General features: G+C 67.0%; 20 protein-coding genes and 1 pseudogene. 14 read left to right on the forward strand and 7 right to left on the reverse strand.

What is annotated here, in order from left to right; translation table 11 throughout:
* Nucleotides 1-141 precede the first annotated feature (141 nt).
* On the forward strand, nucleotides 142-306 hold the full coding sequence (locus tag CSW63_RS23455) for a hypothetical protein (RefSeq protein ID WP_168193690.1): 165 nt from the start codon (nucleotides 142-144) through the stop codon (nucleotides 304-306).
* Here CSW63_RS23455 and CSW63_RS19145 read toward each other — a convergent pair.
* Nucleotides 303-770 (reverse strand): Lrp/AsnC ligand binding domain-containing protein, encoded by a 468-nt coding sequence (locus CSW63_RS19145; RefSeq protein WP_062093400.1) that lies wholly within the window; start codon nucleotides 768-770, stop codon nucleotides 303-305. The two genes, CSW63_RS23455 and CSW63_RS19145, sit on opposite strands and share 4 nt — an antisense overlap.
* 436 nt (nucleotides 771-1,206) lie before the next feature.
* On the opposite strand from CSW63_RS19145, the gene putA reads away from it, so the two are divergent.
* From putA to CSW63_RS19175, 5 genes are all read left to right on the forward strand, one after another.
* Nucleotides 1,207-4,296: a bifunctional proline dehydrogenase/L-glutamate gamma-semialdehyde dehydrogenase PutA gene (gene putA, locus CSW63_RS19155; protein WP_062097969.1), complete on the forward strand. Its 3,090-nt coding sequence runs from the start codon at nucleotides 1,207-1,209 to the stop codon at nucleotides 4,294-4,296.
* A 38-nt stretch (nucleotides 4,297-4,334) separates the two neighbouring features.
* Entirely contained in the window at nucleotides 4,335-4,589 is a 255-nt protein-coding gene (locus tag CSW63_RS19160) for a hypothetical protein (protein WP_062097966.1), read from the forward strand.
* A gap of 4 nt (nucleotides 4,590-4,593) precedes the next feature.
* The gene (locus CSW63_RS19165; RefSeq protein ID WP_082749629.1) at nucleotides 4,594-4,875 is read left to right on the forward strand and encodes a type II toxin-antitoxin system RelE/ParE family toxin; all 282 of its coding nucleotides are present in this window, start codon (nucleotides 4,594-4,596) and stop codon (nucleotides 4,873-4,875) included.
* Between the two features lie 121 nt (nucleotides 4,876-4,996).
* Nucleotides 4,997-6,325: a cellulase family glycosylhydrolase gene (locus CSW63_RS19170; RefSeq protein ID WP_062097955.1), complete on the forward strand. Its 1,329-nt coding sequence runs from the start codon at nucleotides 4,997-4,999 to the stop codon at nucleotides 6,323-6,325.
* A gap of 84 nt (nucleotides 6,326-6,409) precedes the next feature.
* The gene (locus tag CSW63_RS19175; RefSeq protein ID WP_062097953.1) at nucleotides 6,410-8,026 is read left to right on the forward strand and encodes a carboxylesterase/lipase family protein; all 1,617 of its coding nucleotides are present in this window, start codon (nucleotides 6,410-6,412) and stop codon (nucleotides 8,024-8,026) included.
* Here CSW63_RS19175 and CSW63_RS23460 read toward each other — a convergent pair.
* The 5 genes from CSW63_RS23460 to wrbA all read right to left on the reverse strand — a co-directional run bounded on the left by CSW63_RS23460 (nucleotide 8,007) and on the right by wrbA (nucleotide 14,098).
* Nucleotides 8,007-8,162, reverse strand: coding sequence for a hypothetical protein (locus CSW63_RS23460; RefSeq protein ID WP_156447789.1), 156 nt, complete (start codon nucleotides 8,160-8,162; stop codon nucleotides 8,007-8,009). The genes CSW63_RS19175 and CSW63_RS23460 overlap by 20 nt on opposite strands.
* A gap of 88 nt (nucleotides 8,163-8,250) precedes the next feature.
* Nucleotides 8,251-10,755 (reverse strand): exo 1,3/1,4-beta-D-glucan glucohydrolase, encoded by a 2,505-nt coding sequence (locus CSW63_RS19180; RefSeq protein WP_168193691.1) that lies wholly within the window; start codon nucleotides 10,753-10,755, stop codon nucleotides 8,251-8,253.
* Between the two features lie 214 nt (nucleotides 10,756-10,969).
* Complete coding sequence (locus CSW63_RS19185; protein ID WP_099503075.1) at nucleotides 10,970-11,791, reverse strand: flagellin; 822 nt, start codon at nucleotides 11,789-11,791, stop codon at nucleotides 10,970-10,972.
* Nucleotides 11,792-12,113: 322 nt separating this feature from the next.
* Entirely contained in the window at nucleotides 12,114-12,935 is an 822-nt protein-coding gene (gene fljK / locus CSW63_RS19190; RefSeq protein ID WP_099503073.1) for a flagellin FljK, read from the reverse strand.
* A gap of 563 nt (nucleotides 12,936-13,498) precedes the next feature.
* Nucleotides 13,499-14,098, reverse strand: coding sequence for an NAD(P)H:quinone oxidoreductase (gene wrbA / locus CSW63_RS19195; protein ID WP_062093430.1), 600 nt, complete (start codon nucleotides 14,096-14,098; stop codon nucleotides 13,499-13,501).
* A 138-nt stretch (nucleotides 14,099-14,236) separates the two neighbouring features.
* On the opposite strand from wrbA, the gene CSW63_RS19200 reads away from it, so the two are divergent.
* Entirely contained in the window at nucleotides 14,237-15,136 is a 900-nt protein-coding gene (locus tag CSW63_RS19200) for a LysR family transcriptional regulator (RefSeq protein ID WP_062093431.1), read from the forward strand.
* Nucleotides 15,137-15,202: 66 nt separating this feature from the next.
* Here the strand turns inward: CSW63_RS19200 and CSW63_RS19205 are convergent, their stop codons facing one another.
* The gene (locus CSW63_RS19205) at nucleotides 15,203-18,058 is read right to left on the reverse strand and encodes a TIM-barrel domain-containing protein (protein WP_062093432.1); all 2,856 of its coding nucleotides are present in this window, start codon (nucleotides 18,056-18,058) and stop codon (nucleotides 15,203-15,205) included.
* A 224-nt stretch (nucleotides 18,059-18,282) separates the two neighbouring features.
* On the opposite strand from CSW63_RS19205, the gene CSW63_RS19210 reads away from it, so the two are divergent.
* The 7 genes and pseudogenes from CSW63_RS19210 to CSW63_RS19235 all read left to right on the forward strand — a co-directional run bounded on the left by CSW63_RS19210 (nucleotide 18,283) and on the right by CSW63_RS19235 (nucleotide 22,897).
* Nucleotides 18,283-19,203 (forward strand): 2-dehydro-3-deoxygalactonokinase, encoded by a 921-nt coding sequence (locus CSW63_RS19210; RefSeq protein ID WP_062093433.1) that lies wholly within the window; start codon nucleotides 18,283-18,285, stop codon nucleotides 19,201-19,203.
* On the forward strand, nucleotides 19,200-19,808 hold the full coding sequence (locus CSW63_RS19215) for a 2-dehydro-3-deoxy-6-phosphogalactonate aldolase (RefSeq protein ID WP_062093434.1): 609 nt from the start codon (nucleotides 19,200-19,202) through the stop codon (nucleotides 19,806-19,808). Before CSW63_RS19210 ends, CSW63_RS19215 begins: the two co-directional genes overlap by 4 nt.
* A 227-nt stretch (nucleotides 19,809-20,035) precedes the next feature.
* A pseudogene (locus tag CSW63_RS23900) lies at nucleotides 20,036-20,089 on the forward strand (hypothetical protein); the annotation flags it as partial.
* Nucleotides 20,090-20,273: 184 nt separating this feature from the next.
* On the forward strand, nucleotides 20,274-20,636 hold the full coding sequence (locus CSW63_RS23905) for a hypothetical protein (protein ID WP_231737247.1): 363 nt from the start codon (nucleotides 20,274-20,276) through the stop codon (nucleotides 20,634-20,636).
* Nucleotides 20,637-20,825: 189 nt separating this feature from the next.
* The gene (locus tag CSW63_RS19225; RefSeq protein WP_082749288.1) at nucleotides 20,826-21,173 is read left to right on the forward strand and encodes a hypothetical protein; all 348 of its coding nucleotides are present in this window, start codon (nucleotides 20,826-20,828) and stop codon (nucleotides 21,171-21,173) included.
* A gap of 69 nt (nucleotides 21,174-21,242) precedes the next feature.
* On the forward strand, nucleotides 21,243-21,680 hold the full coding sequence (locus CSW63_RS19230) for a hypothetical protein (protein ID WP_062093435.1): 438 nt from the start codon (nucleotides 21,243-21,245) through the stop codon (nucleotides 21,678-21,680).
* Nucleotides 21,681-21,724: 44 nt separating this feature from the next.
* On the forward strand, nucleotides 21,725-22,897 hold the full coding sequence (locus CSW63_RS19235; protein WP_062093436.1) for an acetyl-CoA C-acetyltransferase: 1,173 nt from the start codon (nucleotides 21,725-21,727) through the stop codon (nucleotides 22,895-22,897).
* The last annotated feature ends 11 nt before the right edge of the window (nucleotides 22,898-22,908 follow it).

Consider the following 22,908-nt stretch of genomic DNA (forward strand, 5'->3'; position numbering starts at 1 on the left):
CCTTGGAGCCGCCCGTTCCACCCGCCGCCGCATACCGGCGGTTGGCGAGACTCCCCGAAACGGGGATTTTCACCGCCCCGTAACCACACTCACGCAATCGATTGTAGTAGAGCTTCTCGCGTGTTGGTTCGGAGACGCCCCATGTCGACCGCAAAGGAAAAAGAACAAGCCCTCCACCTGACGGGCATCGCCGTGGCCACGGTTCTGGCCATCACCGCCATTGTGCTGGCCGCCGCCTGTCCTCCACAGGACCTCACGCCCGCACGGGCGCGAATGTTCGCCGCCTCCAGCGAGGGCGCGCTCTAGAGCGGCAGCTGCACCGTGCTCTTGACCTCTTCGAGCACGGCGTAAGTCCGCGTTTCACGCACCCCCGGCATCTTGACCAGGATGTCGCCCAGGAAGTTGCGGTAGGCCTCCATGTCGCGCACGCGGGCCTTGATCAGATAGTCGAAGCCGCCCGCCACCATGTGGCACTCCAGGATTTCGGGGGCGCGCCGGACGGCGGCGGCGAAGTCCTCGAACGTCTCGCCTGTCGTGCGCTCAAGCACCACTTCCACGAAGATCAGCAGCGCCCGGTCGACCTTGGCCGGATCCAGCAGCGCCGCATAGCCGGTGATGAAACCGCGCTCGCGCAGTCGCCGGACGCGGTCGAAGGTGGCCGCCGGAGACAGGTTGCAGCGCTTGGCGAGCTCGGCGTTGGTGATGCGGCCATCGGCCTGCAAAACCTTCAACAGCCTGCGATCGGTATCATCCAGAGTAGAAATGGCCATATCGCGCTTTTCCCGAAGAAGCTTCGAAAATTAAGGAATACAAACGTAACACATTCGGAAAGCGTGGCGGTATACCCCTCAACGTTCCAGCACCGCAACGCGCCCCCCTCCTCCCGGCGCCGCGGACACGGCCAGCGGCCGTTTGTTGGAGCATCCGCGACGCTCGCCCCTCTCCCCCGAACCGGGCGTCGCGCTAGAGAGGAAGGGACGCGCGCGTCTCCCCCCCTGAACGCGTCCCTTCCTCCCTCCCCTTTTCTCTCCGGCGCCGTCGGCGCAAGCTTGACGCACATCCGGCCGGCGCGGTGTCGGCGCGCTGGAGCGGACGACATTTTTCGGCCACTTCGCCGAACAAATTTCGGCCTGCACTCACAACAAACGAAGCACCTTTCGTCAAAGGCAAGTTAGACCGACGATATACCAACAAGCGGAAACGACCATGACCGACTGGGACAGCCTCGACGCCGGCAAGTATCGCGACGAAGCCGCGGTGATCGCCGACCTGCTCGCCGCCAAGCCGCTCTCCGCCGAGGACCGCGCCGCCGTCCGCGCCGAGGCCGAGGCCCTGGTGCGCGGCGCCCGCCGCAGCGTCCGCAAGCAGGGCGTCGTCGAAAGCTTCCTGCAGGAGTTCAGCCTGGGCACCCGCGAGGGCCTGGCTTTGATGTGCTTGGCCGAGGCGCTGCTGCGCACGCCCGACGACGACACCCGCGACAAGCTGATCGCCGAGAAGATCGGCTCGGCCGACTGGGCCTCGCACCTGGGCGGCTCCGACAGCCTGTTCGTCAACGCCTCGACCTGGGGCCTGATGCTGACCGGCAAGATCGTCGAGCCCGACGACGAGGCCAAGAAGGATCTGCCCGGCTTCGTCAAGAAGCTGGCCGGACGCCTGGGCGAGCCGGTGATCCGCGCCGCCGTGGGGCAGGCCATCCGCATCATGGGCGAGCAGTTCGTGCTGGGCCGTACGATCGAGGCGGCGATCAAGCGCGCCGCGAGCGAAGACACCATGTGCTCGTTCGACATGCTGGGCGAAGGCGCCCGCACCGCCGCCGACGCCGAGCGCTACGAGAAGGCCTATGCCGACGCCATCGAGACGGTCGGCAAGCTGTCGAACGGCGCCGGTCCCGAGAAGGGCCATGGCGTCTCGGTCAAGCTGTCGGCCCTGTGCCCGCGCTATGAGGCCACCCACGAAGACCGCGTCTGGGAAGAGCTCTATCCCCGCACCCTGCGCCTGGCCAAGATCGCCGCGCGCCACAACCTCAACTTCACCATCGACGCCGAAGAGGCCGACCGCCTCGCCCTGTCGCTGAAGCTGCTGGACAAGCTGTGCCGCGAGCCGGAGTTGGGCGACTGGAAGGGCCTGGGCCTGGCCGTCCAGGCCTATCAGAAGCGCTGCGGCGAGGTGATCGCCCGCCTCAAGGCGCTGTCGGAAGAGACCGGCCGCCGCCTGATGGTCCGCCTCGTCAAGGGCGCCTATTGGGACAGCGAGATCAAGCGCGCCCAGGTCGCGGGCCGCCCGGACTACCCGGTCTATACGACCAAGCCCGCCACGGACCTGTCGTACCTGGTCAACGCCAAGGCCCTGATCGACGCCGCCCCGCACCTCTACGCCCAGTTCGCCACTCACAACGCCCACACCCTGGCGGCCGTGGTCCGCATGGCCAAGAACGCCGGCGTCACGATCGAGCACCAACGCCTGCACGGCATGGGCGAGGCGCTCTACAAGGCCGCCGACGACCTCTATGACGGCATCGTCCTGCGGGCCTACGCCCCGGTGGGCGGTCACGAAGACCTGCTGCCCTATCTGGTCCGTCGTCTGCTGGAGAACGGCGCCAACACCAGCTTCGTCCACGCCCTGCTGGACGAGCGCGTGCCGGTCGAGAAGGTCGTCACTGACCCGATCGACGTGGTCGAGGCCCATCCCGATCGCCACGCCAAGATCCCGACGCCGATCCGCGTCTATGGCGACCGCCGCCAGAACAGCGCGGGCCTGGATCTCTCGGTAAAGGCCGATCGCGCTCGCCTCGAGGCCGCCGTCGCCGCCCTGGACGGCGTCACCCTATCGGCCGGTCCGCTGGTCGGCGGCAAGGTCATGGCCGGCGGCGCGCCGCTGCCGGTGATCGCCCCCGCCAATACGCAGAAGACCATCGGGGTCGTGTCGGAGGCGCAAGCCCCACAGATCGACGAGGCCTTCAATCTGGCCCGCGCCGCGCAACCGGCCTGGGACCGCGCCGGCGGCGTGGCTCGCGCACAGGTGCTGCGCGCCATGGGCGATGCGCTGGAAACCAATATCGAGCGCCTGATCGCCATCCTGTCGCGTGAAGCCGGCAAGACCCTGTCGGACGGCATCGCCGAGGTGCGCGAGGCCGTAGACTTCTGCCGCTACTACGCGGTGCTGGCCGAGGATCAGTTCGGCGAGGCCGAGATCCTCAAAGGTCCGGTCGGCGAGACCAACAGCCTGCGTCTGGCCGGTCGCGGCGTCTTCGTCTGCATCAGCCCGTGGAACTTCCCGCTGGCCATCTTCACCGGCCAGATCGCCGCCGCCCTGGCGGCCGGCAACGCCGTGCTGGCCAAGCCCGCCGAGCAGACCCCGCTGATCGCCTTCGAGGCGGTCAAGCTCTATCACGCCGCGGGCCTGGACCCGCGCCTGCTGGCCCTGCTGCCGGGTCGTGGCGAGACGGTCGGCGCGGCGCTCACCAGCCACGAGAGCCTGGACGGCGTCGCCTTCACGGGCGGCACCGACACGGCCTGGCGCATCAACCAGACGCTCGCCGCCCGCCAGGGTCCGATCGTGCCGTTCATCGCCGAGACCGGCGGCCTCAACGGCATGTTCGTCGACACCACCGCCCAGCGCGAACAGGTGATCGACGACGTGATCGTCAGCGCCTTCGGCTCCGCCGGTCAGCGCTGCTCGGCCCTGCGCCTGCTGTTCCTGCCCGAGGACACCGCCGACCACATCATCGACGGCCTGAAGGGCGCGATGGACGCCCTGGTACTCGGCGATCCGGCGCTTGCCGTCACCGACGTCGGCCCCGTGATCGACGCCGAGGCCAAGGACGCGCTGGTCAAGCATCAGGAGCGCCTGACCCGCGAGGCCAAGGTGCTGCACGCGCTCGAAGCGCCTGAGGGCGGCACGTTCTTCGCGCCGGTCCTGGCCGAGATCCCGACCGCCGACTTCCTGGAGCGCGAGGTGTTCGGCCCCGTGCTGCACGTGGTGCGCTACAAGCCGGAGAACCTGGAAAAGGTCGCCGGCGCCCTGGCGGCCCGTCGCTACGGCCTGACCCTGGGGATCCACTCGCGGATCGAACGCTTCGCGGCCGACGTCCAGCGCCTGGTCCCGGCCGGCAACGCCTATGTGAACCGCTCGATGACCGGCGCGGTCGTCGGCGTCCAGCCGTTCGGCGGCGAGGGCCTATCGGGCACCGGCCCCAAGGCCGGCGGCCCCCACGCCCTGCTCCGCTTCGCGGTCGAGCGGGCGCTCAGCGTCAACATCACCGCCCAGGGCGGCGACCCGGCGCTGCTGAACCTGTAACCCTTGACGCCATCGGCCATCGGCGGGACTCTCCGCCCATGGCCGATGGCTTCGACATTCATATTGATCCCGAGCAGGCGGCGCGGCTGAAGGTGCTGGCGGACCAAGCGCACATGTCTCCGCAAGACTATGCGATGCTTTTGATTGATCGAGGGATCAATCAGACGGCCTCGCCTTCGATCAACCCGGACCCAGCCATCGATCGCGCCATCATCGATCACGCTAAGCGCTCGGGCGATTTCAAGCCGTGGTCTGAGGTGCGAGACGGCCTGCTAGCGCGCCACCAACGTTAGCCCGCTGCCCCGCCAGCTATATCTAACGGCGGAGGCGCAGCGCGACATTGATCGCCTCTACGCCTGGCTATTGGACAAAAGTCCTGACGCGGCCCTGCGTATGATCATGCTGCTTGAGCAACACCTTACGAGCCTGACCGACTTCCCAGACCGAGGACGCTTGGTCACGCTCGGCATTCGGGAGTTGATCGTTCCCTTCGGCGGCTCGCGTTACGTTGTCCGCTATGAAGCCAGCCCCGAGACCGTCTTCATTTCGCGCATCTGGCACGGTCTAGAGGATCGCTAGACGGCATTCCCTTTGCGTTGCCGCTTCGTCGAACGCCTACCAGCGATCGACTGTTGTTAGCGCTATCAACCCACGGCATGGTGCGCGCCGAGAACCCCGCAGAGGTTCGTCGGAGGACGCCATGACCCTTTCCCGCCGCCACCTGATCGCCGCCGCAGCCGCTCTTCCGGCCATCGGCGCAGCCAAAGCGCCGACGCCGCCGAAGGGCTTCGTCACCGTCAAGGACGGCCGCCTGCATCTGGACGGCAAGCCCTATCGCTTCGCCGGGACCAATGTCTGGTACGCCGCCTGGCTGGGCGCGCCGGCCGGCTACGGGGACCTTGGCCGCCTGCGCCGGGAGCTCGATCGCCTGAAGGCCATGGGCGTGACCAACCTGCGCATCCTGGGCGCGGGAGAGCAGTCTCCCGCCAAGGTGGCCATGGACCCGACCTTCCGGGGGCCGGGCGAGGACTATAACGCCGACCTGCTGAAGGGCCTCGACGTCACCCTGGCCGAGATGGCCCAGCGCGACATGAAAGCGGTCATCTACGTCAACAATTTCTGGGACTGGTCGGGCGGCATGCCGGCCTATCTGAACTGGGTGGGCGACGGCCCCTGGTTCCAGCAGGGCGATCCCGCCCACCCATGGCCTCAGTACGCGGACTATTCGGCGCGGTTATACGCCAACCAGAAGGCCAACGCCCTCTTCCGCCACTATGTCACGAGCCTCGTGAGCCGGGTCAGCACCGTCACCGGGAAGCCCTATCGCGACGATCCGACCATCATGGCCTGGCAGCTGGCCAACGAGCCGCGTCCCGGCGGTTCGGACGCCTTCGGCAAGAGCAACATGCCCGCCTACCAGGCCTGGATTCGGGACACCGCCAGCCTGATCAAGCGCCTCGACAACCAGCACCTCGTCACCACCGGCAGCGAGGGGACCATGGGCTGCATGGGCCTGGAGTCCTGCGTCGTCGACGCCCACGCCCCGCCGGTGATCGACTACATGACCATCCACATCTGGCCCAACAACTGGGGCTGGATCAGCATGACCGACCAGCCCTCGACCTATGAGGCGGGCGAGCAGAAGTGCCGCGACTACGTGGCCCAGCACATCGCCCTGGCCAAGCGGCTGAACAAGCCCCTGACCATTGAGGAGTTCGGCCTGATCCGCGACGGCCGCCAGTTCGCGCCCGGCTCGCCGACCACCTATCGCGACCGCTTCTACAAGACGATGCTGGATCTCGCCCTGGCTGACATGAAGGCCGGCGGGCCGACCGCCGGCGTCAACTTCTGGGCCTGGAACGGCGAGGGCCGCGCCCAGCAGCCGGACGCTTGGTTCAAGAAGGGCGACAAGAGCTATGTCGGCGATCCGCCCCAGGAGGAACAAGGCCTGTTCGGCGTGTTCGACGCCGACGCCTCGACCTTGGCAGTAATCAACGCGCACGCTGCGGCGGTGAAGGGGTTGGGCTAGTCGGGCGCACCAAAAGGGATTGTCACCGGTGTCACCCGTGATACCGCTTCGGACCGCTCGTCAGAAAGCGCCGGAGGAAACCCGATGACCGCCACCCGCCGCACCCTGATCACCGGCGCCGCCGCGCTGACGGCCTATGCCGCCCTGCCTCGCGCGGGCTTCGCGGGCGAGGCGCGCTCGCCCGTGGTGGCGACCACCAACGGCAAGGTGCGCGGCTACGTCCAGGACGGCGTCAGCGTCTTCAAGGGCCTGCGCTATGGCGCCGACACCGGCGGGGCGCGGCGGTTCATGGCGCCGGTAAAGCCCGAGCCCTGGACCGATGTGAAGGACGCCCTGGCCTATGGTCCGGCCTCGATGCAGACCGGCAAGGGCGAGGAGGGCGAGACCCTCTCTGAGGACTGCTTGTTCCTCAATATCTGGACCCCGGCCAAGGCCTCGCGCAAGGACGGCCTCGCCGATGGCGGCAAGCGACCGGTGATGTTCTACATCCACGGCGGCGCCTATAACGGCGGTTCGGGGGGCAGCCCCTGGTATGAGGGGACCAAGCTGGCCAAGCGCGGCGATGTCGTGGTGGTCACCGTCAACCACCGCCTGAACGCCTTCGGCTATCTCTATCTGGCGCGCCTCTTCAACGACCCGTCGGTGGCCGACAGCGGTAATGCCGGCCAGCTCGACCTCGTGCTGGCCCTGCAGTGGGTGCGCGACAACATCGCCAGGTTCGGGGGCGATCCCGAGCGGGTGATGCTGTTTGGCCAGTCGGGCGGCGGGGCCAAGATCGCCACCCTGATGGCCATGCCCGCCGCCAAGGGTCTCGTCCACCGCGCCGCCACCATGAGCGGCCAGCAGGTCACGGTCGGCGGCCCGTTCAACGCCACCAAGCGCGCGAAAGCCTTCCTCGACAAGCTGGGGATCAAGGACCTGGCCGCCCTGCGCGCCCTGCCCGCCGCCGAGATGCTGGCGGGGCTGAAAGCGGTCGACCCGATCGCCGGGGCCGGCGGGGTCTATATGGGCCCGGTGCTGGATCAGCGGTCACTGACCCGACACCCCTTCTTCCCCGACGCCGCGCCCCAGAGCCTGTCGGTGCCGATGATGGTCGGCAACACCCATGACGAGACCAGGGGCTTCATCGGCTGGGACGCCAAGGCCTTCCCCCAGACCTGGGACGAGGTGATCGCCCGCCTGCCGGGGCAGTTCAACGCCCGCATCGACATCGATCCCGAGACGGTGGTGGCCTTCTACCGCCAGACCTATCCGAACTACTCGCCGGCCGACGTCTTCTTCGCCGCCTCGACGGCGGGGCGCTCGTGGAAGGCGGCGATCATCCAGGACGAGGAGCGGGCCAAGGCTGGCGCGCCGGCCTACGCCTATCAGGTCAACTGGCGCTCGCCGATGCAGGGCGGGATCTTCGGCGCGCCGCACACCATCGACATCGGCCTGGTGTTCGGCACGCTGGACGCCAAGGGCTCGATCGTCGGGACGGGGCCGGAGTCGGTGGCCATGTCCAACACCATGAGCGACGCCTTCATCGCCTTCGCCCGCACCGGCGACCCGAACGGCGGAAGTCTCCCCAAGTGGGAGCCCTACACCCTGCCCCGCCGCCAGACGATGGTGTTCGACACCGTCTCGCGGCTGGAGGACGACCCGCGCGGCGTCGAGCGGGAATTCTTCAACCGCGTGCCGTTCACTCAGTTCGGGACCTGATCTCGTAGGGCGGCGCCGGCGGCAGGTGCTCGACCAGAACCTGGCCGGTCATCTCGGCCTCGGCGCGAATGGGCGGCGGCTCGCCGAACACCGCCTCCCACAACACACTCCACGCCTGACGCTCGTCGAAATCCACCGGGCCGCTCCTTTCGGAGACTAGAATGGCCCGGTGGGTCAACGGGTTGCTGGTTAGCGCGGCGCTAACCCAGCTTTCGAGCGTCGGGCTACGGCGCCTTGGCGGGGCAGACGGCCCCGGCCGGGTCGGCGGTCAGCTTCACCTCCGCGATCGACACCTGGAAGGCGCCGGCCGAGATCAGTTCGAACGGCGCGGTGACCTTGGTCACGTCCGTCCCGGCGGCCTGAAAGCACTTGAGCGGGATCTTGACGCTGGCCCACTGGCCGGTGGGCGAACCGGCCGGCGGCGTTACGTCGAGGCGTCCCGCGCCCATCGCGAGACTCACCCGCCCGGTGGCGGCCGCGTCCAGGCGATAGGCGAAGCTCAGCGCCATGTCGGCGTTGGTCTGGAACGACAGGTCCAGCGGCTTGTCGCCGACGATCGACAGTTTGCCGGGCTTGTCGCCGGCGAAGGTGATCTGGCGGCCGGCCTCCTGCACATTGCCCGCGTCGACCGGCGCGATCTGCACGCTCGACGACGGCGAGGCCTTGAACGCGAACGGCGCCGGGGTCTTGCCGCCGACGAAGTAGTTCACGACGTTGTCGGCCTGGGCCGTGACGCCGGATACTTCCGACAGGCGACCCACCTTGCCCGGCTTGGCGTACGACAGGCCATAGCCGTAGACGAAAAGAGGGTCATAGGTCTTGTCGCCCTTGTTCAGGCGGAACTGGGCGGCGGTCTTGGGCCAGCTGAACGATAGCTTGCCCTGGAAGTCGTGACGCGGCTTGCCGGCCTTGTCCCCGATCAGCACGTCGGCCACCCCGCCGCCTTCCGAGCCCGGCAGCCAGGCGGCCACGAAGGCGTCCGAGGCGTTGATCTCGGGGTTGACCCACAGCGGTCGACCGCTGAGGAACACCGACACCACCTTCACGCCCTGGGCCTTCAGGCGCTTGAGCAGGGCGAGGTCCGCCTTGGCGCCCGGCTGATACTCAAGGGATGTCTTCAGGTCGCCAACACCTTCCGCATACGGATTTTCGCCGAAGACGACGATAGCGACATCGGGCTTCGTATCGAACTTGCCGTCGACGCTGAGCGTCGCGCGGCCGCCGCCGACCTCGACCGCCGATTTCACGCCGGTCCAGATCGACTCGGCGTTGGGGAAGTCGACGTTGGTGTTGCCCGTGCCCTGCCACGACAGGGTCCAGCCGCCCGACTGTTTGCCAATGTCGTCGGCGCCCGAACCGGCGACCAGCACGTTGGCCGAAGCCTTCACGGGCAGGACGCCGTCGTTCTTGAGCAGAACGAGCGACTTGCGGACCGCCTCGCGGGCGATGGCGCGATGCTCGGGCGCCCCGATCACGCCCTCGCGCCCCTCATAGGGACGGCTGGCCTGGAACAGGCCCATCTTGGCCTTCACCCGCAGGATGCGGCGGACCGCGTCGTCGATGCGGGCCATCGGGATCACGCCCGACTTCGCCTGGGCCAGGGTGTTGTCGTAGAGCGCCTTCCAGCTGTCGGGGGCCATGAACATGTCAAGGCCGGCGTTGATCGATTGCGGGCAGTCGGTCGGCTTGCAGCCCACCACCTGGCCATGGCCGTTCCAGTCCCCGACCACGAAGCCGTCGAAGCCCATCCTGCCCTTCAGGACGTCGGTCAGCAGGCTCTTGTTGCCGTGCATCTTCTGGCCGTTCCAACTGTTGAACGAGGCCATGATCGTCAGCGCGCCGGCGTTGATGGCCGGCACATAGCCCTGGGCGTGGATGCGGACCAGTTCCTCCTCGGAGACCTTGGTGTCGCCCTGATCGACGCCGTTCTCGGTGCCGCCGTCGCCCAGGAAGTGCTTGGCGCTGGCGGCGACATGGCCCTGCTGGATCACGCCGCTCTTGCCGCCCGTGAAAGGCGCCACAGCGGCCTGCAGGCCCAGGATCATCTCACCGCCATACTGGCGGATGATGGCCGGATCTTCGGAATAGCCCTCGTAGGTGCGACCCCAGCGGTCGTCGCGGGGCGCGGCCAGGGTCGGGCCGAACGCCCAGTCGAAGCCTGCGGCCGAGGTTTCCAACGCCGTGGCCTTGCCGATGCGGCGGATCAGCTCGGGATCACGCGCCGCGCCGAGGCCGATATTGTGCGGGAAGAGGGTCGCGCCGACGACGTTGTTGTTGCCGTGGACGGCGTCGATGCCGAACATCAGCGGAACGTGGGTCCCGCCGACACGCTGCGACGCCGCCTCGCGGAAGGCCTTGGCCGTGTCGACCCACGGCTTTTGCGGCGAGCGATCGGGCGCGCCCAGCGGCGGCGAGCTGCCGCCGCCCAGGATCGAGCCCAGCGGATAGGTCTTCAGGTCTTCAGGCTTGATCGAGCCGATATCGGCCTGGATCAGTTGGCCGACCTTCTCCTCGAGGGTCAGCTTGGCCAGAACCGAGTCCACGAACGCTTCGGTCGCCGGATCGACCAGGCCCTGGCTCTTCGCGGCGGGCCACTTGCCCGGCTGGGCGGTGGACTTGGCCGCCGAGGGGGCCGTGGACGAGGCGGTGCTTTCAGCCGACGCGAAGCCGGCCAGGAAGGTGGACGCCAAGAGGGCGACGCAAAGGGCCTTGGTGTTCATACTCCCCAACTCTTCTTCGTTTGACGGCGACGCGCCGTGTCGACAACGTTGTCATAGACCTTGTCGGCAATCCAGAGGCCGTTCAATGTCTCGAAGAAGAGAAAACGGGCCGAGACGCCCAGACCTGAAAAAGGGCGGACCCGCGTGGGCCCGCCCCTTCCAAGTCTAGAGCCGCGACCGTTGAGGCGGATCCAAACGCTGATCCGCCCGTCCGGAGGTCAGCTTATCGGAAAAGACTGAGGATCGCCGAGCTCGACGAATTGGCGATCGACAGCGCCTGCACGCCCAGCTGCTGCTTGGTTTGCAGCGACTGCAGCTTGGCGCTTTCCTTGGCGAGGTCTGCGTCCACCAGGTTGCCGACGCCGGCTTCCAGGCTGTCTTGCAGCTTGCCGACGAAGGTCAGGTGGGTGTCCAGGCCCGTGGAGCTGGTGCCCAGCGAAGCCAGCTTGTTGGTCGCCGTCTGCAGCGCCGTGTTGACCGTGGTGATCATGGTCTTGGCGGCGGCCGCGGTCGTGAAGGTCGAGGTGGCGGTCAGGCCCAGACCGGCCAGGGTCAGGGTCTTGGCGTTGACGGTGAAGCCCGAACCGTCCGAATTGGCCAGGAAGGTCAGCTTGGTGGTCGTGCCGTCGGCGATGCTGACCCCGTTGAACTTGGCGTTGGTGGCGGCCTTGGTCACCTGATCGCGCAGCGACTCGAAGTCGGCCTTCAGGGCGTTGAACGAGGCGGTGCTGAGCGAGGTGTCGGACGCGGCCAGGGCCTTTTCCTTCATCTTGCCGAGCAGGTCGGTGATGGTGTCGCCGGCGGCGAGCGCGACGTCGATCGTCGACTGGCCGCGTTGCAGCGAGTCCTTCACGGCGTTCATGCTGTTGGCGGTGGCCGACTGGTTCTTGGCGGTCGCCCAGATCGCGCCGTTGTCCTTGGCGCTGCCGATCTTCTTGCCGGTGCTGATGCGCTGCTGGACGGTGTTCAGTTCAGAACTGGTGGCGTTCAGATTCTGGAGCGCGATCAGCGCCCCCGAGTTCGTATTGATGCTGTTTAGCGCCATGACGAAACACTCTCTTTGGAGGTTTCCGGTGTCGTTTTGACGACCGGTGGGCGTTTTGCCCACCGCGACAATATGACGCTGGCGTTGATATAAGGTTCACAGAACGTCGTTGTTCGATTAACGCGCTGAGAGAAGATTCAGAAAATGAAAAGTATATTTTCGAGCGTGATCCTCATCGCCCGCAAATGAGAGTCGATAATATGTGTTCTATTTTGATACAATCGTTCCAAAACTGAATCGATATTTACAAGAGCATCAGAACGACAAAAGGGCGGGCCCGATGACCCGCCCTTCTCGACGATGAAATTCGTCGAAGTCCGTCTTAGCGGAACAGGCTCAGGATCGACGACGACGATTGGTTCGCGATCGACAGCGCCTGCACGCCCAGCTGCTGCTTGGTTTGCAGCGACTGCAGCTTGGCGCTTTCCTTGGCGAGGTCTGCGTCCACCAGGTTGCCCACGCCGGCGTCCAGGCTGTCTTGCAGCTTGCCGACGAAGGTCAGGTGGGTGTCCAGGCCCGTCGAGCTGGTGCCCAGCGAAGCCAGCTTGTTGGTGGCCGTCTGCAGCGCCGTGTCGATGGTGCCGATCATCGTCTTGGCGGCGGCGGCCGTCGTGAAGCTGGAGGTGGCCGTCAGGCCCAGACCGGCGAGGGTCAGGGTCTTGGCGTTGACGGTGAAGCCCGAACCGTCCGAGTTGGCCAGGAAGGTCAGCTTGGTGGTCGAACCGTCGGCGATGCTGACGCCGTTGAACTTGGCGTTCGAAGCGGCCTTCGTGATCTGGTCACGCAGCGAATCGAAGTCCGACTTCAGGGCGTTGAACGAAGCGGTGTTCAGCGAGGTGTCGGAAGCGGCCAGGGCCTTTTCCTTCATCTTGCCGAGCAGGTCGGTAATGGTGTCGCCAGCGGCGAGCGCGACGTCGATCGTCGACTGGCCGCGTTGCAGCGAGTCCTTGACCGAATTCATGCTGTTGGCGGTGGCCGACTGGTTCTTGGCGGTCGCCCAGATCGCGCCGTTGTCCTTGGCGCTGGCGATCTTCTTGCCGGTATTGATCCGCTGCTGAACGGTCGTCAGCTCGGTGTTGGTCTTGTTCAGGTTCTGCAGGGCGATCAGAGCGCCCGAGTTCGTGTTGATGCTGTTCAGCGCCATAACGAAACAACTCCTATTCGAGGTGTTCCGACGTCATTTTGACTGTCGGCGGGCGTTTTGCCCACGGACAGTATCACTCAACGACCTTTCCACTTCGTTGAGGAAAAAGCCGCGATTGATTAAAGTTCAGAACTATTTTGTTAATGATGAAATGAGCAGAAAGTAAAAGAAGGTTACGCCAGACATCGCCGATTGTCTCAAAATGGCACATCTAGTCTAGCACTATAGATTCAATGGAGACTCAGCCGCCTCGTGGGAACTACGCACACTGCGCCCTCGAAGAGTCTCCGCTTCGACACCCGATGAACCCTGTCAACGATCGGCGGCGTACAGTCGGCGCGAGCGGCAACGGCTGGCCACGGCGTGGATCGTGGATAGGAAGACCAGGCTCCTCCAGAGCTCGGACAGGAAACCGAAAAAGCGACGCATCACGAGACACTCCTTTTTCTGTTCAACGAAGAAAGGGCCGGCCGGCTCCCGCCGCCCTGCTCGCGGAGGGGGAAGGCGCCGGCCGGCCCTGTCGCCGGTCACGGAAGTGGGTCGAGCGTCCGGCGAGCGCCGGATCAGCCGTGCAGCTTGATCGCGGTCTCGGCGATCTTGCGGCCCTGGTAGCGGGCGCCGGTCAGTTCGTTCTCACTGGGCTGACGCGAGCCGTCGCCGCCGGCGATGGTGGTGGCGCCGTACGGGCTGCCGCCGGTGACTTCATCCAGCGTCATCTGACCGGCGTGACCGTAGTCGAGACCAACGATCGTGGTGCCGAAGTGCAGCAGGTTGGTGATGATCGAGAACAGCGTCGTCTCCTGGCCGCCGTGCTGGGTGGCGGTCGAGGTGAAGGCGCCGGCCACCTTGCCGTGCAACGCGCCGCGCGCCCACAGACCGCCGGCGGCGTCGAAGAAGGCCGCCATCTGCGAGGCCATGCGGCCAAAGCGGGTCGGGGCGCCGACGATGATGGCGTCATAGTCGGCCAGATCCTCGACCTTGGCGACCGGCGCTTCCTGGTCGAGCTTGAAGTGTGCGCCCTTGGCGATTTCCAGCGGCACGGTTTCAGGCACGCGCTTGATGTCGACGCTGGCGCCGGCTTCGCGCGCACCTTCGGCGACGGCCTTGGCCATGGTCTCGAGGTGGCCGTACGACGAGTAGTAAAGAACCAGAACCTTGGCCATGTCGGCCTCCCTTGGGTTTGAGCGATGGACGAGGCGGAACGCCCCGGCGTTGCGGAAGGTTGTGCGCCGGAAAGAGCTTGCGAAACAGTCGAATAAAATCGTCTGTTATGTTCGATAAATTCGAACGGAGAGGCTGTCTTGAACGATCCCGGCGCCCCCACCCTCGACCAGTTGACGGTTCTGCTGGCCGTGGTGGAGACCGGCGGCTTCGCCTCCGCCGCGCGGCGGCTGAACCGGGCCAACTCGGTGATCAGCTATGCGATCGCCAATCTGGAGGCGCAGCTGGGTCTGGTCTTGTTCGATCGTGACGCCGCCAAGCGTCCGGTGTTGACCGAGGCGGGCAAGGTGGTGGTAGCCCAGGCACGGGTGATCGCCGGCGACGTGGCCAACCTACGGGCCAAGGCCAAGGGCCTGCTGCAGGGCCTGGAGGCCGAGGTCAATCTGGTTCTGGACGTGATGCTGCCCACCGCCCGGGTGGTCGACGCTCTGCGCGCCTTCCGCGAGACCTTTCCGACCGTGACCCTGCGCCTGCATGTCGAGGGCCTGGGCGCGGTGACCCGGATGGTGCTGGACCGCGCCGCGACCCTGGGCGTGGCCGGGCCGCTGGAGGTCGTCCATGGCGGCGACGAGCTGGACTATATCGCCGTCGGCTCGACGGTGCTGATCCCGGTGGCGGCGCCCGACCATCCGCTGGCGCAAGGCCCCAATCCGCCCGGAGCGGGGCGCGGGCACACCCAGCTGGTGCTCACCGACCGCTCGAAACTGACCGAGGGCCGCGACTTCGCCGTCGCCAGCGTCCACACTTGGCGCTTGGCAGACCTCGGGGCCAAGCACCTGCTGCTGAAGGAGGGCTTTGGCTGGGGCAACATGCCTGAACCCATGGTCCGCGACGACCTTGCCGCCGGCCGCCTGACGCGCCTCGACATGCCCGACCTGAAGGAGGCGATCTATCCGCTGCACGCGGTCTATCGCACCGACACACCGCCAGGCCCGGCGACAGCGTTCCTGATCGAGCGGTTCCGGGGACAGGCTGGGTAGGCCTCAGTGTCATCCTGGGCGGCGAAGTTGACCCAGGATGACAACGAGGTTGCGGTCGACGGAGCCCTACTTCTTCCGCGCCACGACCACGACCGGCTGGCCGGCGTACTCGACCGTCGCGTCGCCCGCCGCGTCGAAGTCGGTCGGCTTGGCGCCCGCGCCGATGAAGCGGATCTTGAAGATGCGCTTGTCCGGCATGCCGTCGAACCGGCCCGACCGCGCGCCGATCACCACCCGGCCCGTCGCATCGTCATAGCGGATCGGGATGCGGCTGTAGGCGCCGCGCTGGTAGGCCATCGACAGGCCGTCGTCCTCATAGAGCTCGAACTGGCCGTCCTTACCGGCGTAGACCACCAGGGTGATCGGCGCGTCGGGCTTCTCGCCGATATATTGCTGCACCTCGGTGGTCGGCACGATCGCGCCGGCGCGGACGAACAGCGGCATGCGGTTCAACGGCGCGGCGGCCTGGATGGTCTGGCCGCCCGCGTGGGCCTTGCCGGTCTCGAAGTCGTACCAGGTGGTCCCGGCCGGCAGATAGACCGCCCGCGAGCGCGCCTTGAACGCCGTGACCGGCGCCACCAGGAAGGCTGGCCCGTACAGGTACTGGTCGTCGATGTTGCGGACCTTCGGGTCCTGCGGGAAGTCCATGACCAGGCCGCGCATGATGCTGCCGTCGCGGTGATAGGTCTCGCCCGCCAGGGTCAGGGTGTAGGGTGTCAGCCGGTAGCGGAGCTTGTTGTACCAGACGAGCGAGTCGTAGACCTCGGTCCCCTCGTCGGCGAGGTTCCAAAGCTCGCGGAACGGCTCCTCGCCGTGGCTGCGGAACAGCGGACTGAAGGCGCCGAACTGGTACCAGCGCAGGTTCAGCTCCTGCCATTCGGGCCAGTGCTTGGGGTCCTTGCTGATGTAGCGATCCTCGACCGAGAAGCCGCCGATGTCCGTGGTCCAGTTGGGCACGCCGGTCATCGACAGGTTCACCCCCGCCGAGATCTGGTCGCGGAAGTCGTCCCAGCGCGCCACGACGTCGCCGCTCCAGAGCGCCACGCCCTGACGCTGGATGCCGCCGAAGCCCGACCGCGAGAAGATGTAGGAGCGCTTGTCGGGGCTGCGCTCATGCTCGCCGTCGAAGACGCTCTGGGTATGGATCAGCGGGTAGGAGTTGAAGAACTCCGCGCCCGGCCCCTTGGCCGTCGGCCCCATGCGCAGGGTGCGCTCGGGGATGTCGAGGTTGGAGTGCATGTCCGGCTCGTCGCTGTCCATCCACCAGGCGTCGATGCCAATGCCGCCGAGGTTGTCTTTGATCTGGCGCCAGTAGATGTCGCGCGCTTCCTTTGTGTAGGGGTCGTAGAAGGAGTTCAGATAGCCCGGCCCCACCCAGTCCAGCGCGCCCTGTTCGACGTTGCGGCGGTACATGAAGCCCTTGGCGTCCAGCTCCTTGTAGTTGTCGGTCGTCGGATAGAACTTCGGCCAGATCGAGATCATGAAGTGGGCGTTCATGCCGTGAACGTCCGACAGCATCTTCTTCGGGTCGGGAAAGCGGGTCTCGTCGAACTTGTGGCTGCCCCAGGCGTCGTCTTTCCAGTAGCGCCAGTCGAGCACGATGTTGTCGAGCGGCACGCCGCGCTTGCGGTACTCCTTCACCACGCCGACCAGCTCGTCCTGAGTGTTGTAGCGCTGGCGGCTCTGCCAGAAGCCATAGGCCCAGCGCGGCAGGGCCTGGGCCTTGCCGGTCAGCTCGCGATAGCCGCTGACGACTTGGTCGAGGTTCTCCCCCGCCACGAAGTAGTAGTCGACCGCGTGGGCGACGTCCGAGGTCAGGGTCAGCGACTTCTGTTCAGCCGCCGGGATCGGGTTGTTGTGCAGCAGGGCGATATAGCCGTCATTGGGCTCCCACTCGACCCGCACCTTGTGGCGGCTTCCGGCCTTCATCGGGGCGGTGAAGTTGTGGAACCACGGGTTCCAGTTCTGCCGCCAGCGATCGATCTTCAGCTGGCCGTCGATCCACAGCTTGGCGTAGCTGGACGAGTAGAGCTTGAACTTCTGCAGGCCGCCGACCTGGCCCTCGACGGAGCCTTCCCAGACGACCTTGGCCCCGCGCAGCGGCTTCTTGTCGGGCCCGGTCAGCTCAGCCGGCCACTTGGGCAGGTCCTCCAGGTACTGGTAGTCGATGTCCTGCTCGACGCGCGTCAGCTTCAGCTCGTCGCCCACATAGTACTTGGCGGTAAAGCCGCCTGGCTTGCCGTCGGCGTCGAAGATCTTCAGGTCGCGCGAGGCCAGGGCGTACGGCGTCGGGTCACCGAAACGGCTGATGCCGTTGTTGTCCCACAGCACACCGTAGTTACGGGTCGACAGCACGAACGGGATGGCGATAGCGCGATTGTACTGCGCCAGCTCGACGTCCTGGCCGTTGTAGTTCATCTGGCCGTTCTGGTGCTGACCCAGGCCATAGAAGCCTTCATCCGTATTCGGATTAAAGTGCTGGCTGACGGCGTAGAAGCCCTTGCCGTCGATCGTCAGCGGCTTGAAGGTCGAGCGCGCCTGCTCGGTCAGGACGGTCTTGCCGGCCGCGTCCTTGAACGACACCGCGCCGGTGGACAGCGTTACCTCCGCCGTGGCCTTGCCGGCCTTCAGCACGACCTTGCCGCCGACCTGTTCGACGGTAAAGCCGCTGGTCCTGGGCGTGGCGATGACTTGCAGGCTGGGCGGAACGCTGATGGTTTCGGTCGGCGCGGCGGTGACGCGGATCGCGCGATCACTCATCACCTGAAGCCGCACTGTCTTGGCCGGGCCCGAGGCAGGCGTCACGACCACGCCGTCGGCGGTCTTCTGAAAGCCGCCGTCCAGGGCCAGCGCCGAGGTCGAAGCCAGGAGGGCCAGCCCGAAGGCCGCCAGGCTCAGCGCGTCCTTGGCCCGCCGGCGCATGGCCGCTGCTATCGGTCGAGCCTCTTCGGCGCGCGTCGCGAAACGTGACCTGCCCATCGCTTCCTCTCTTTCGCGGCGCGCTCTGCTTGGTAGCGCTACCAGTTATGAGCGAGCATCGCCGGACTCTGGGGCGATCGCAAGATACTCCAGAGTCTTACTCCCACACGCGCCTCACGCATTCTGGCTTGGCGCCGCCGGCCTGACCGTGAGACTGGTGCCGCCTGATGGACCAGAGCATCGTGATCGTCGGCGACTGGGGCGGCTCGCGCCTGCGCCTGTGGCTGCGCCAAGGCAAGAGCGTGATCCACCGCCGCGACGGACCGGGCGTGACCGCGCTCACGCAGAGCCCCGAACAGACTTTCCTTGATCTGGTCGGCGACTGGCGCGAGGCGCGGCCCGAGCGCGCGATCCTGTGCGGCATGGTCGGATCGCGCATGGGCTGGGCCGAGGCGCCGTATGTTCCCTGCCCGGCCGCGACGGCCGACGTCGCCGCCCACGCCGTCGGGATCGAGGCCGACGGCCTGCCGGTGCGGATCGTCCCTGGCCTGTCGTGCGTGAACCCTCTGGGCGGACCCGACGTGATGCGCGGGGAGGAGACCCAGATCCTCGGCGCTCTGTCGCTGGACTCCGCCCTGCGGTCGGGCCGGCGCCTGCTGGCGCTGCCCGGCACGCACAACAAATGGGCCGTGGTCGAAGACAGCCGGATCACCACCTTCCTGACCGCGCCGATCGGCGAGACCTTCGCCCTGCTCAAGGCCCAATCCACCCTGGGCGCGGGCGGCGGAAACATGGCCAAGGGCTCCGCCGCAGGCTTCGCGCAGGGCCTGGCGCGGATCGCCGAGCATGGTCCCCAGCGCCTCCCGCACCTCTTGTTCGAGACCCGCGCGCGTCAGTTGCTTGAGGCGATGTCGCCGGCCGACGCGATGGGCTTCCTGTCGGGACTGCTGATCGGCGCCGACGTGGCCGCGGCGCGGGATTGGTTCGGCCCTCTGCCGGCGGTGACGGTGATCGGCGATGGACCCCTCACCGCGCTCTATGTTCAGGCCCTCGCCGCCCTCGGCGTCAACGCCTCCGTCGTGGACGGGGACGCCGCGGTGCTGGCGGGTCTCTCGATGATCACCCGACTTCAGGACGCCACGACGTGACCTTCGCCGCCCCGCCCCCCATCGTCGCCATCCTGCGCGGCGTGAAGCCCGACGAGGTGATCGACATCGCCGCCGCCCTGGTCGGCGCCGGCGTCGGCGCGATCGAGGTGCCGCTCAATTCGCCCGACCCGCTGGAGAGCATTCGCCGCCTGTGCGACGCCTTCGGCGACCAGGCGCTGTGCGGCGCGGGTACGGTCCTCACCCCCGACGCGGTCGACGCGGTGGCGCAGGCGGGCGGCAAGCTGATCGTCACGCCGAACACAGATCCGACCGTCATCGCCCGCGGGGTGGAACGGGGCCTGACGGTGATGCCGGGCTTTGCGACACCGACCGAAGCGTTCGCCGCGATCAAGGCCGGCGCCCGCGCGCTAAAGCTGTTCCCGGCCGGGACGTTCGGCCCGGGTCATCTGAAGGCGGTGAAGGATGTCCTGCCGCGCGAAGTGGCCGTCTATGCCGTGGGCGGCGTCGGCGCGGGCAATCTCGACGCGTGGCGCAGCGCGGGGGTGGACGGGATCGGCGTTGGCGGCGAGCTCTATCGTCCAGGCGATGGCGCCGCCGACGTCGCCGAGCGCGCCGCCCGCCTAGTGACTGCCTGGATGGCCTGAGGCCCAACCTGCCTGGCGCCGGCGCATCGGCCCACACGATGCGCATATGGGCGATCCAGGCGAAGCTTTATAGCCAAGGTTTAATATTCGGGCGCTTTGCCGAGCGGGGACGTTCGCTTAAGGTTTCCGGAATGGCCAAGGGCGAACACACCCTTCCGTATCAGGTCGAGGGCCTTGATCGCCTCACCGAGCGTGAGCGCGAATGCCTTCGACTCGTCGATCGCCACATGAGCTCCAAGGAAATCGCCCGCGAGCTTGGACTGTCCAAGCACACCGTCGACTGGCACCTGGACAAGGCCCGTCGTCGCCTGGGCGCGCACGACCGCTACGATGCGGCGCGGCGGGTGTTCGACCGGGCGCATCAGGGGCTATCCCCCCCTCCGATCGCGTCGGGGTCCGATCCAGCGCGGCTAGGCGCTGAGCCGTCCTCACGCTCTGCTCGGGGCGTTGAGGAAGGAGCCCCCCGTGACCCCGTCGAGCCCGCATTCAGACCTGACCCCGCGCCAGAAGGACGCCATTGGGAAGGCGGCCCATCTGCGCCGCGAGGTGATCAGCTTTCAGCAGGACTGGCCGCGCCTCAATTCGGCCGAGCTGCTGCCGCCGATCACCTGGAGCGAGCTGGAGCGTCAGTTGTCCAGCCTGTCGGCGACGCCGGCTGGCGCGGCGATGGTTCACGACCTGGTCTCGGCCACTCGCAAGCAGGCGCCGTTCAAGCCGAGCGAACTGGTGGTTCGGGAGATCCTGTGTATCGCCAGCGCGGTGATGGACGAGACGTTCCCGCCGGATTTTTCCTCTCCGGACTCGGAGGCGGAAGACCTAATCAGCTGAGTCTTCCCCTGCGACTGGCCTTCATCGCGACCGTAATGATCGTAACCGCCTTGGCGTTTGGTTCGATCCTGGCGGGGCTCCACGCGTTGGAAGGTTTGTTCCCCTAATCCCTCGCCCGAGGAGCCGGGCTTCACCCCACGAATAACCCCTAGCAACGCGCCGACACCGCTCGGCGCGAGGAGACAGCGCATGCTTAAGGAACGTCGCCTGGCGGCCGAGACCGTGGCCGAAGCTCTGTTCGCCGCCGAAAAAGCTATCGACGCCGCCATTACCCAGACCGCAGCCCTGGCGGGCCTGATGCCCTCGACCCGCCAGTCCGCCAACCTGTCGGCCATGGTCGGCCAGGAGGCGCTGATGGGGGCAGTCGAGACGATGCAGGCCCTGGCCCTGGCGCGCCAGAACATCGTCGCCACCCACAAGCAGCTGTCTATCGCCCAGCGCGACATCGGCCTGGGAGCGGTCGCCTTCGGCGGCGGCGGCGAGAAGCCGCCGGCCCCGCCGAAGACCGGCCGTCTAGCCGTGGTCGACGCCGCTTGAGTCCAAGCTCCCCTCCGATCCTGTCGGAGGGGAGTTGCAATTCGCTCTCCAGTCTTCACCCTGGCTTCGATGACCTTTGGCGCGCTCTACCAGTGGACCAACCTGCTGGCCCTCCTGCTCTCGACGGGCGTCGCGGCTTGGCGCGGTCGCTGGCCCGAACGCGCCGCCGCTGCGGCCATGGTCCTGGCCTGGTTGGCCACCACGGTCCTGCATGATGCGACCCAGCTGTATGGCCCTCAGGTCTTGATCATGGCGATCGATGTCGCGCTGCTAGCCGTGCTGCTCAGCATCGCCCTGACCTCGGACCGCTGGTGGCCGATGTGGGCCGCCGCGTTCCATGGCCTTTCGGTGGTTCTGGCGCTGGCCATGATGGCCGATCCCAAGGTCTGGGCCCGCGCCGGCTTTATCGCCGCCAGCGTCTTTGGCTACCTGACGATGCTGGCGCTTTTCGTCGGTGCGGTCGGCCGCAAGCCGCCCTCACCTGACGCCGCGTCACGGCTGACATAGTCGCAAGCGCCTGTTTTTCTCCCGGCGACCAAGAGGAGGAATTGATGGGCGAAGCCTATATCGTGGCGGCCGCGCGGACGGCCGGCGGGCGCAAGGGCGGACGGGTCAGCGGCTGGCATCCGGCCGATCTGGCGGGCGAGGTGCTGAACGCCCTCATCGACCGCAGCGGCGCCGATCCGGCCCTAGTCGAAGACGTGATCATGGGCTGCGTGGGCCAGGTGGGCGAGCAGGCCATCAACATCGCCCGCAACGCGGTGCTGGCCTCCAAGCTGCCGGAAAGCGTGCCGGCCACCTCGGTTGATCGCCAGTGCGGCTCGTCCCAGCAGTCGATCCACTTCGCCGCCGCCACCGTCATGTCGGGCGCGATGGACATCGTCATCGCCGCCGGCGTCGAGAGCATGAGCCGCGTGCCGATGGGCCTGTCGTCGGCCCTGCCCTACAAGAACGGCTTCGGGACCTACAAGAGCCCGCGCATGGAAGAGCGCTATCCGGGCATCCAGTTCAGCCAGTTCGCCGGCGCCGAGATGCTGGCCAAGAAGTACGACCTGTCGCGCGAGCAGCTGGACGCCTTCGCCCTGGCCAGCCATCAGCGCGCCATGGCCGCCACCAAAGGCGGCAAGTTCGCCGCCGAGATCGTGCCGATCCAGGTGACCCTGCCCGACGGCTCGGTCGAGACGCATGACAAGGACGAGGGCATCCGCTGGGACGCCACGATGGAGTCGATCGGCGGCGTGAAGCTGCTCAGCGAGGACGGCCGCCTGACCGCCGCCACCTCTAGCCAGATCTGCGACGGCGCCGCCGGCGTGATGATCGTCAACGAACGCGGCCTCAAGGCGCTGGGCGTCGAACCGCTGGCCCGTATCCACCACATGACCGTCATCGGCCATGACCCGGTGATCATGCTGGAAGCCCCGATCCCCGCCACCCAGAAGGCGCTGGAACGGGCCGGCATGAAGATCGGCGACATCGACCTCTACGAAGTCAACGAGGCGTTCGCCTCGGTGCCGACCGCCTGGTTGCAGGTGACCGGCGGCGATCCGGACAAGCTGAACGTCAACGGCGGCGCCATCGCCCTGGGCCACCCGCTGGGCGGCTCGGGCGCCAAGCTGATGACGACCCTGGTCCACGCCCTGAAGGACCGCGGCGCGCGCTATGGCCTGCAGACCATGTGCGAAGGCGGCGGCCTGGCGAACGTCACGATCGTCGAGCGGCTGTAAGAGACGACGAT

Source organism: Caulobacter sp. FWC26 (genome assembly GCF_002742645.2).
Lineage (GTDB): Bacteria > Pseudomonadota > Alphaproteobacteria > Caulobacterales > Caulobacteraceae > Caulobacter.

Excerpts from the sequence above, each read along its gene's own strand:
- fljK (WP_099503073.1), bottom strand. The coding sequence starts at position 12,935 with ATGGCGCTGAACAGCATCAACACGAACTCGGGCGCTCTGATCGCCCTG.
- CSW63_RS19230 (WP_062093435.1), top strand. The coding sequence starts at position 21,243 with ATGACCTTTGGCGCGCTCTACCAGTGGACCAACCTGCTGGCCCTCCTG.
- CSW63_RS19175 (WP_062097953.1), top strand. The coding sequence starts at position 6,410 with ATGACCGCCACCCGCCGCACCCTGATCACCGGCGCCGCCGCGCTGACG.
- CSW63_RS19160 (WP_062097966.1), top strand. The coding sequence starts at position 4,335 with ATGGCCGATGGCTTCGACATTCATATTGATCCCGAGCAGGCGGCGCGG.
- CSW63_RS19225 (WP_082749288.1), top strand. The coding sequence starts at position 20,826 with ATGCTTAAGGAACGTCGCCTGGCGGCCGAGACCGTGGCCGAAGCTCTG.
- putA (WP_062097969.1), top strand. The coding sequence starts at position 1,207 with ATGACCGACTGGGACAGCCTCGACGCCGGCAAGTATCGCGACGAAGCC.
- CSW63_RS23455 (WP_168193690.1), top strand. The coding sequence starts at position 142 with ATGTCGACCGCAAAGGAAAAAGAACAAGCCCTCCACCTGACGGGCATC.
- CSW63_RS19145 (WP_062093400.1), bottom strand. The coding sequence starts at position 770 with ATGGCCATTTCTACTCTGGATGATACCGATCGCAGGCTGTTGAAGGTT.
- CSW63_RS19235 (WP_062093436.1), top strand. The coding sequence starts at position 21,725 with ATGGGCGAAGCCTATATCGTGGCGGCCGCGCGGACGGCCGGCGGGCGC.
- CSW63_RS19210 (WP_062093433.1), top strand. The coding sequence starts at position 18,283 with ATGGACCAGAGCATCGTGATCGTCGGCGACTGGGGCGGCTCGCGCCTG.
- CSW63_RS19205 (WP_062093432.1), bottom strand. The coding sequence starts at position 18,058 with ATGCGCCGGCGGGCCAAGGACGCGCTGAGCCTGGCGGCCTTCGGGCTG.
- wrbA (WP_062093430.1), bottom strand. The coding sequence starts at position 14,098 with ATGGCCAAGGTTCTGGTTCTTTACTACTCGTCGTACGGCCACCTCGAG.
- CSW63_RS19185 (WP_099503075.1), bottom strand. The coding sequence starts at position 11,791 with ATGGCGCTAAACAGCATCAATACGAACTCGGGGGCGCTGATCGCGCTC.
- CSW63_RS19170 (WP_062097955.1), top strand. The coding sequence starts at position 4,997 with ATGACCCTTTCCCGCCGCCACCTGATCGCCGCCGCAGCCGCTCTTCCG.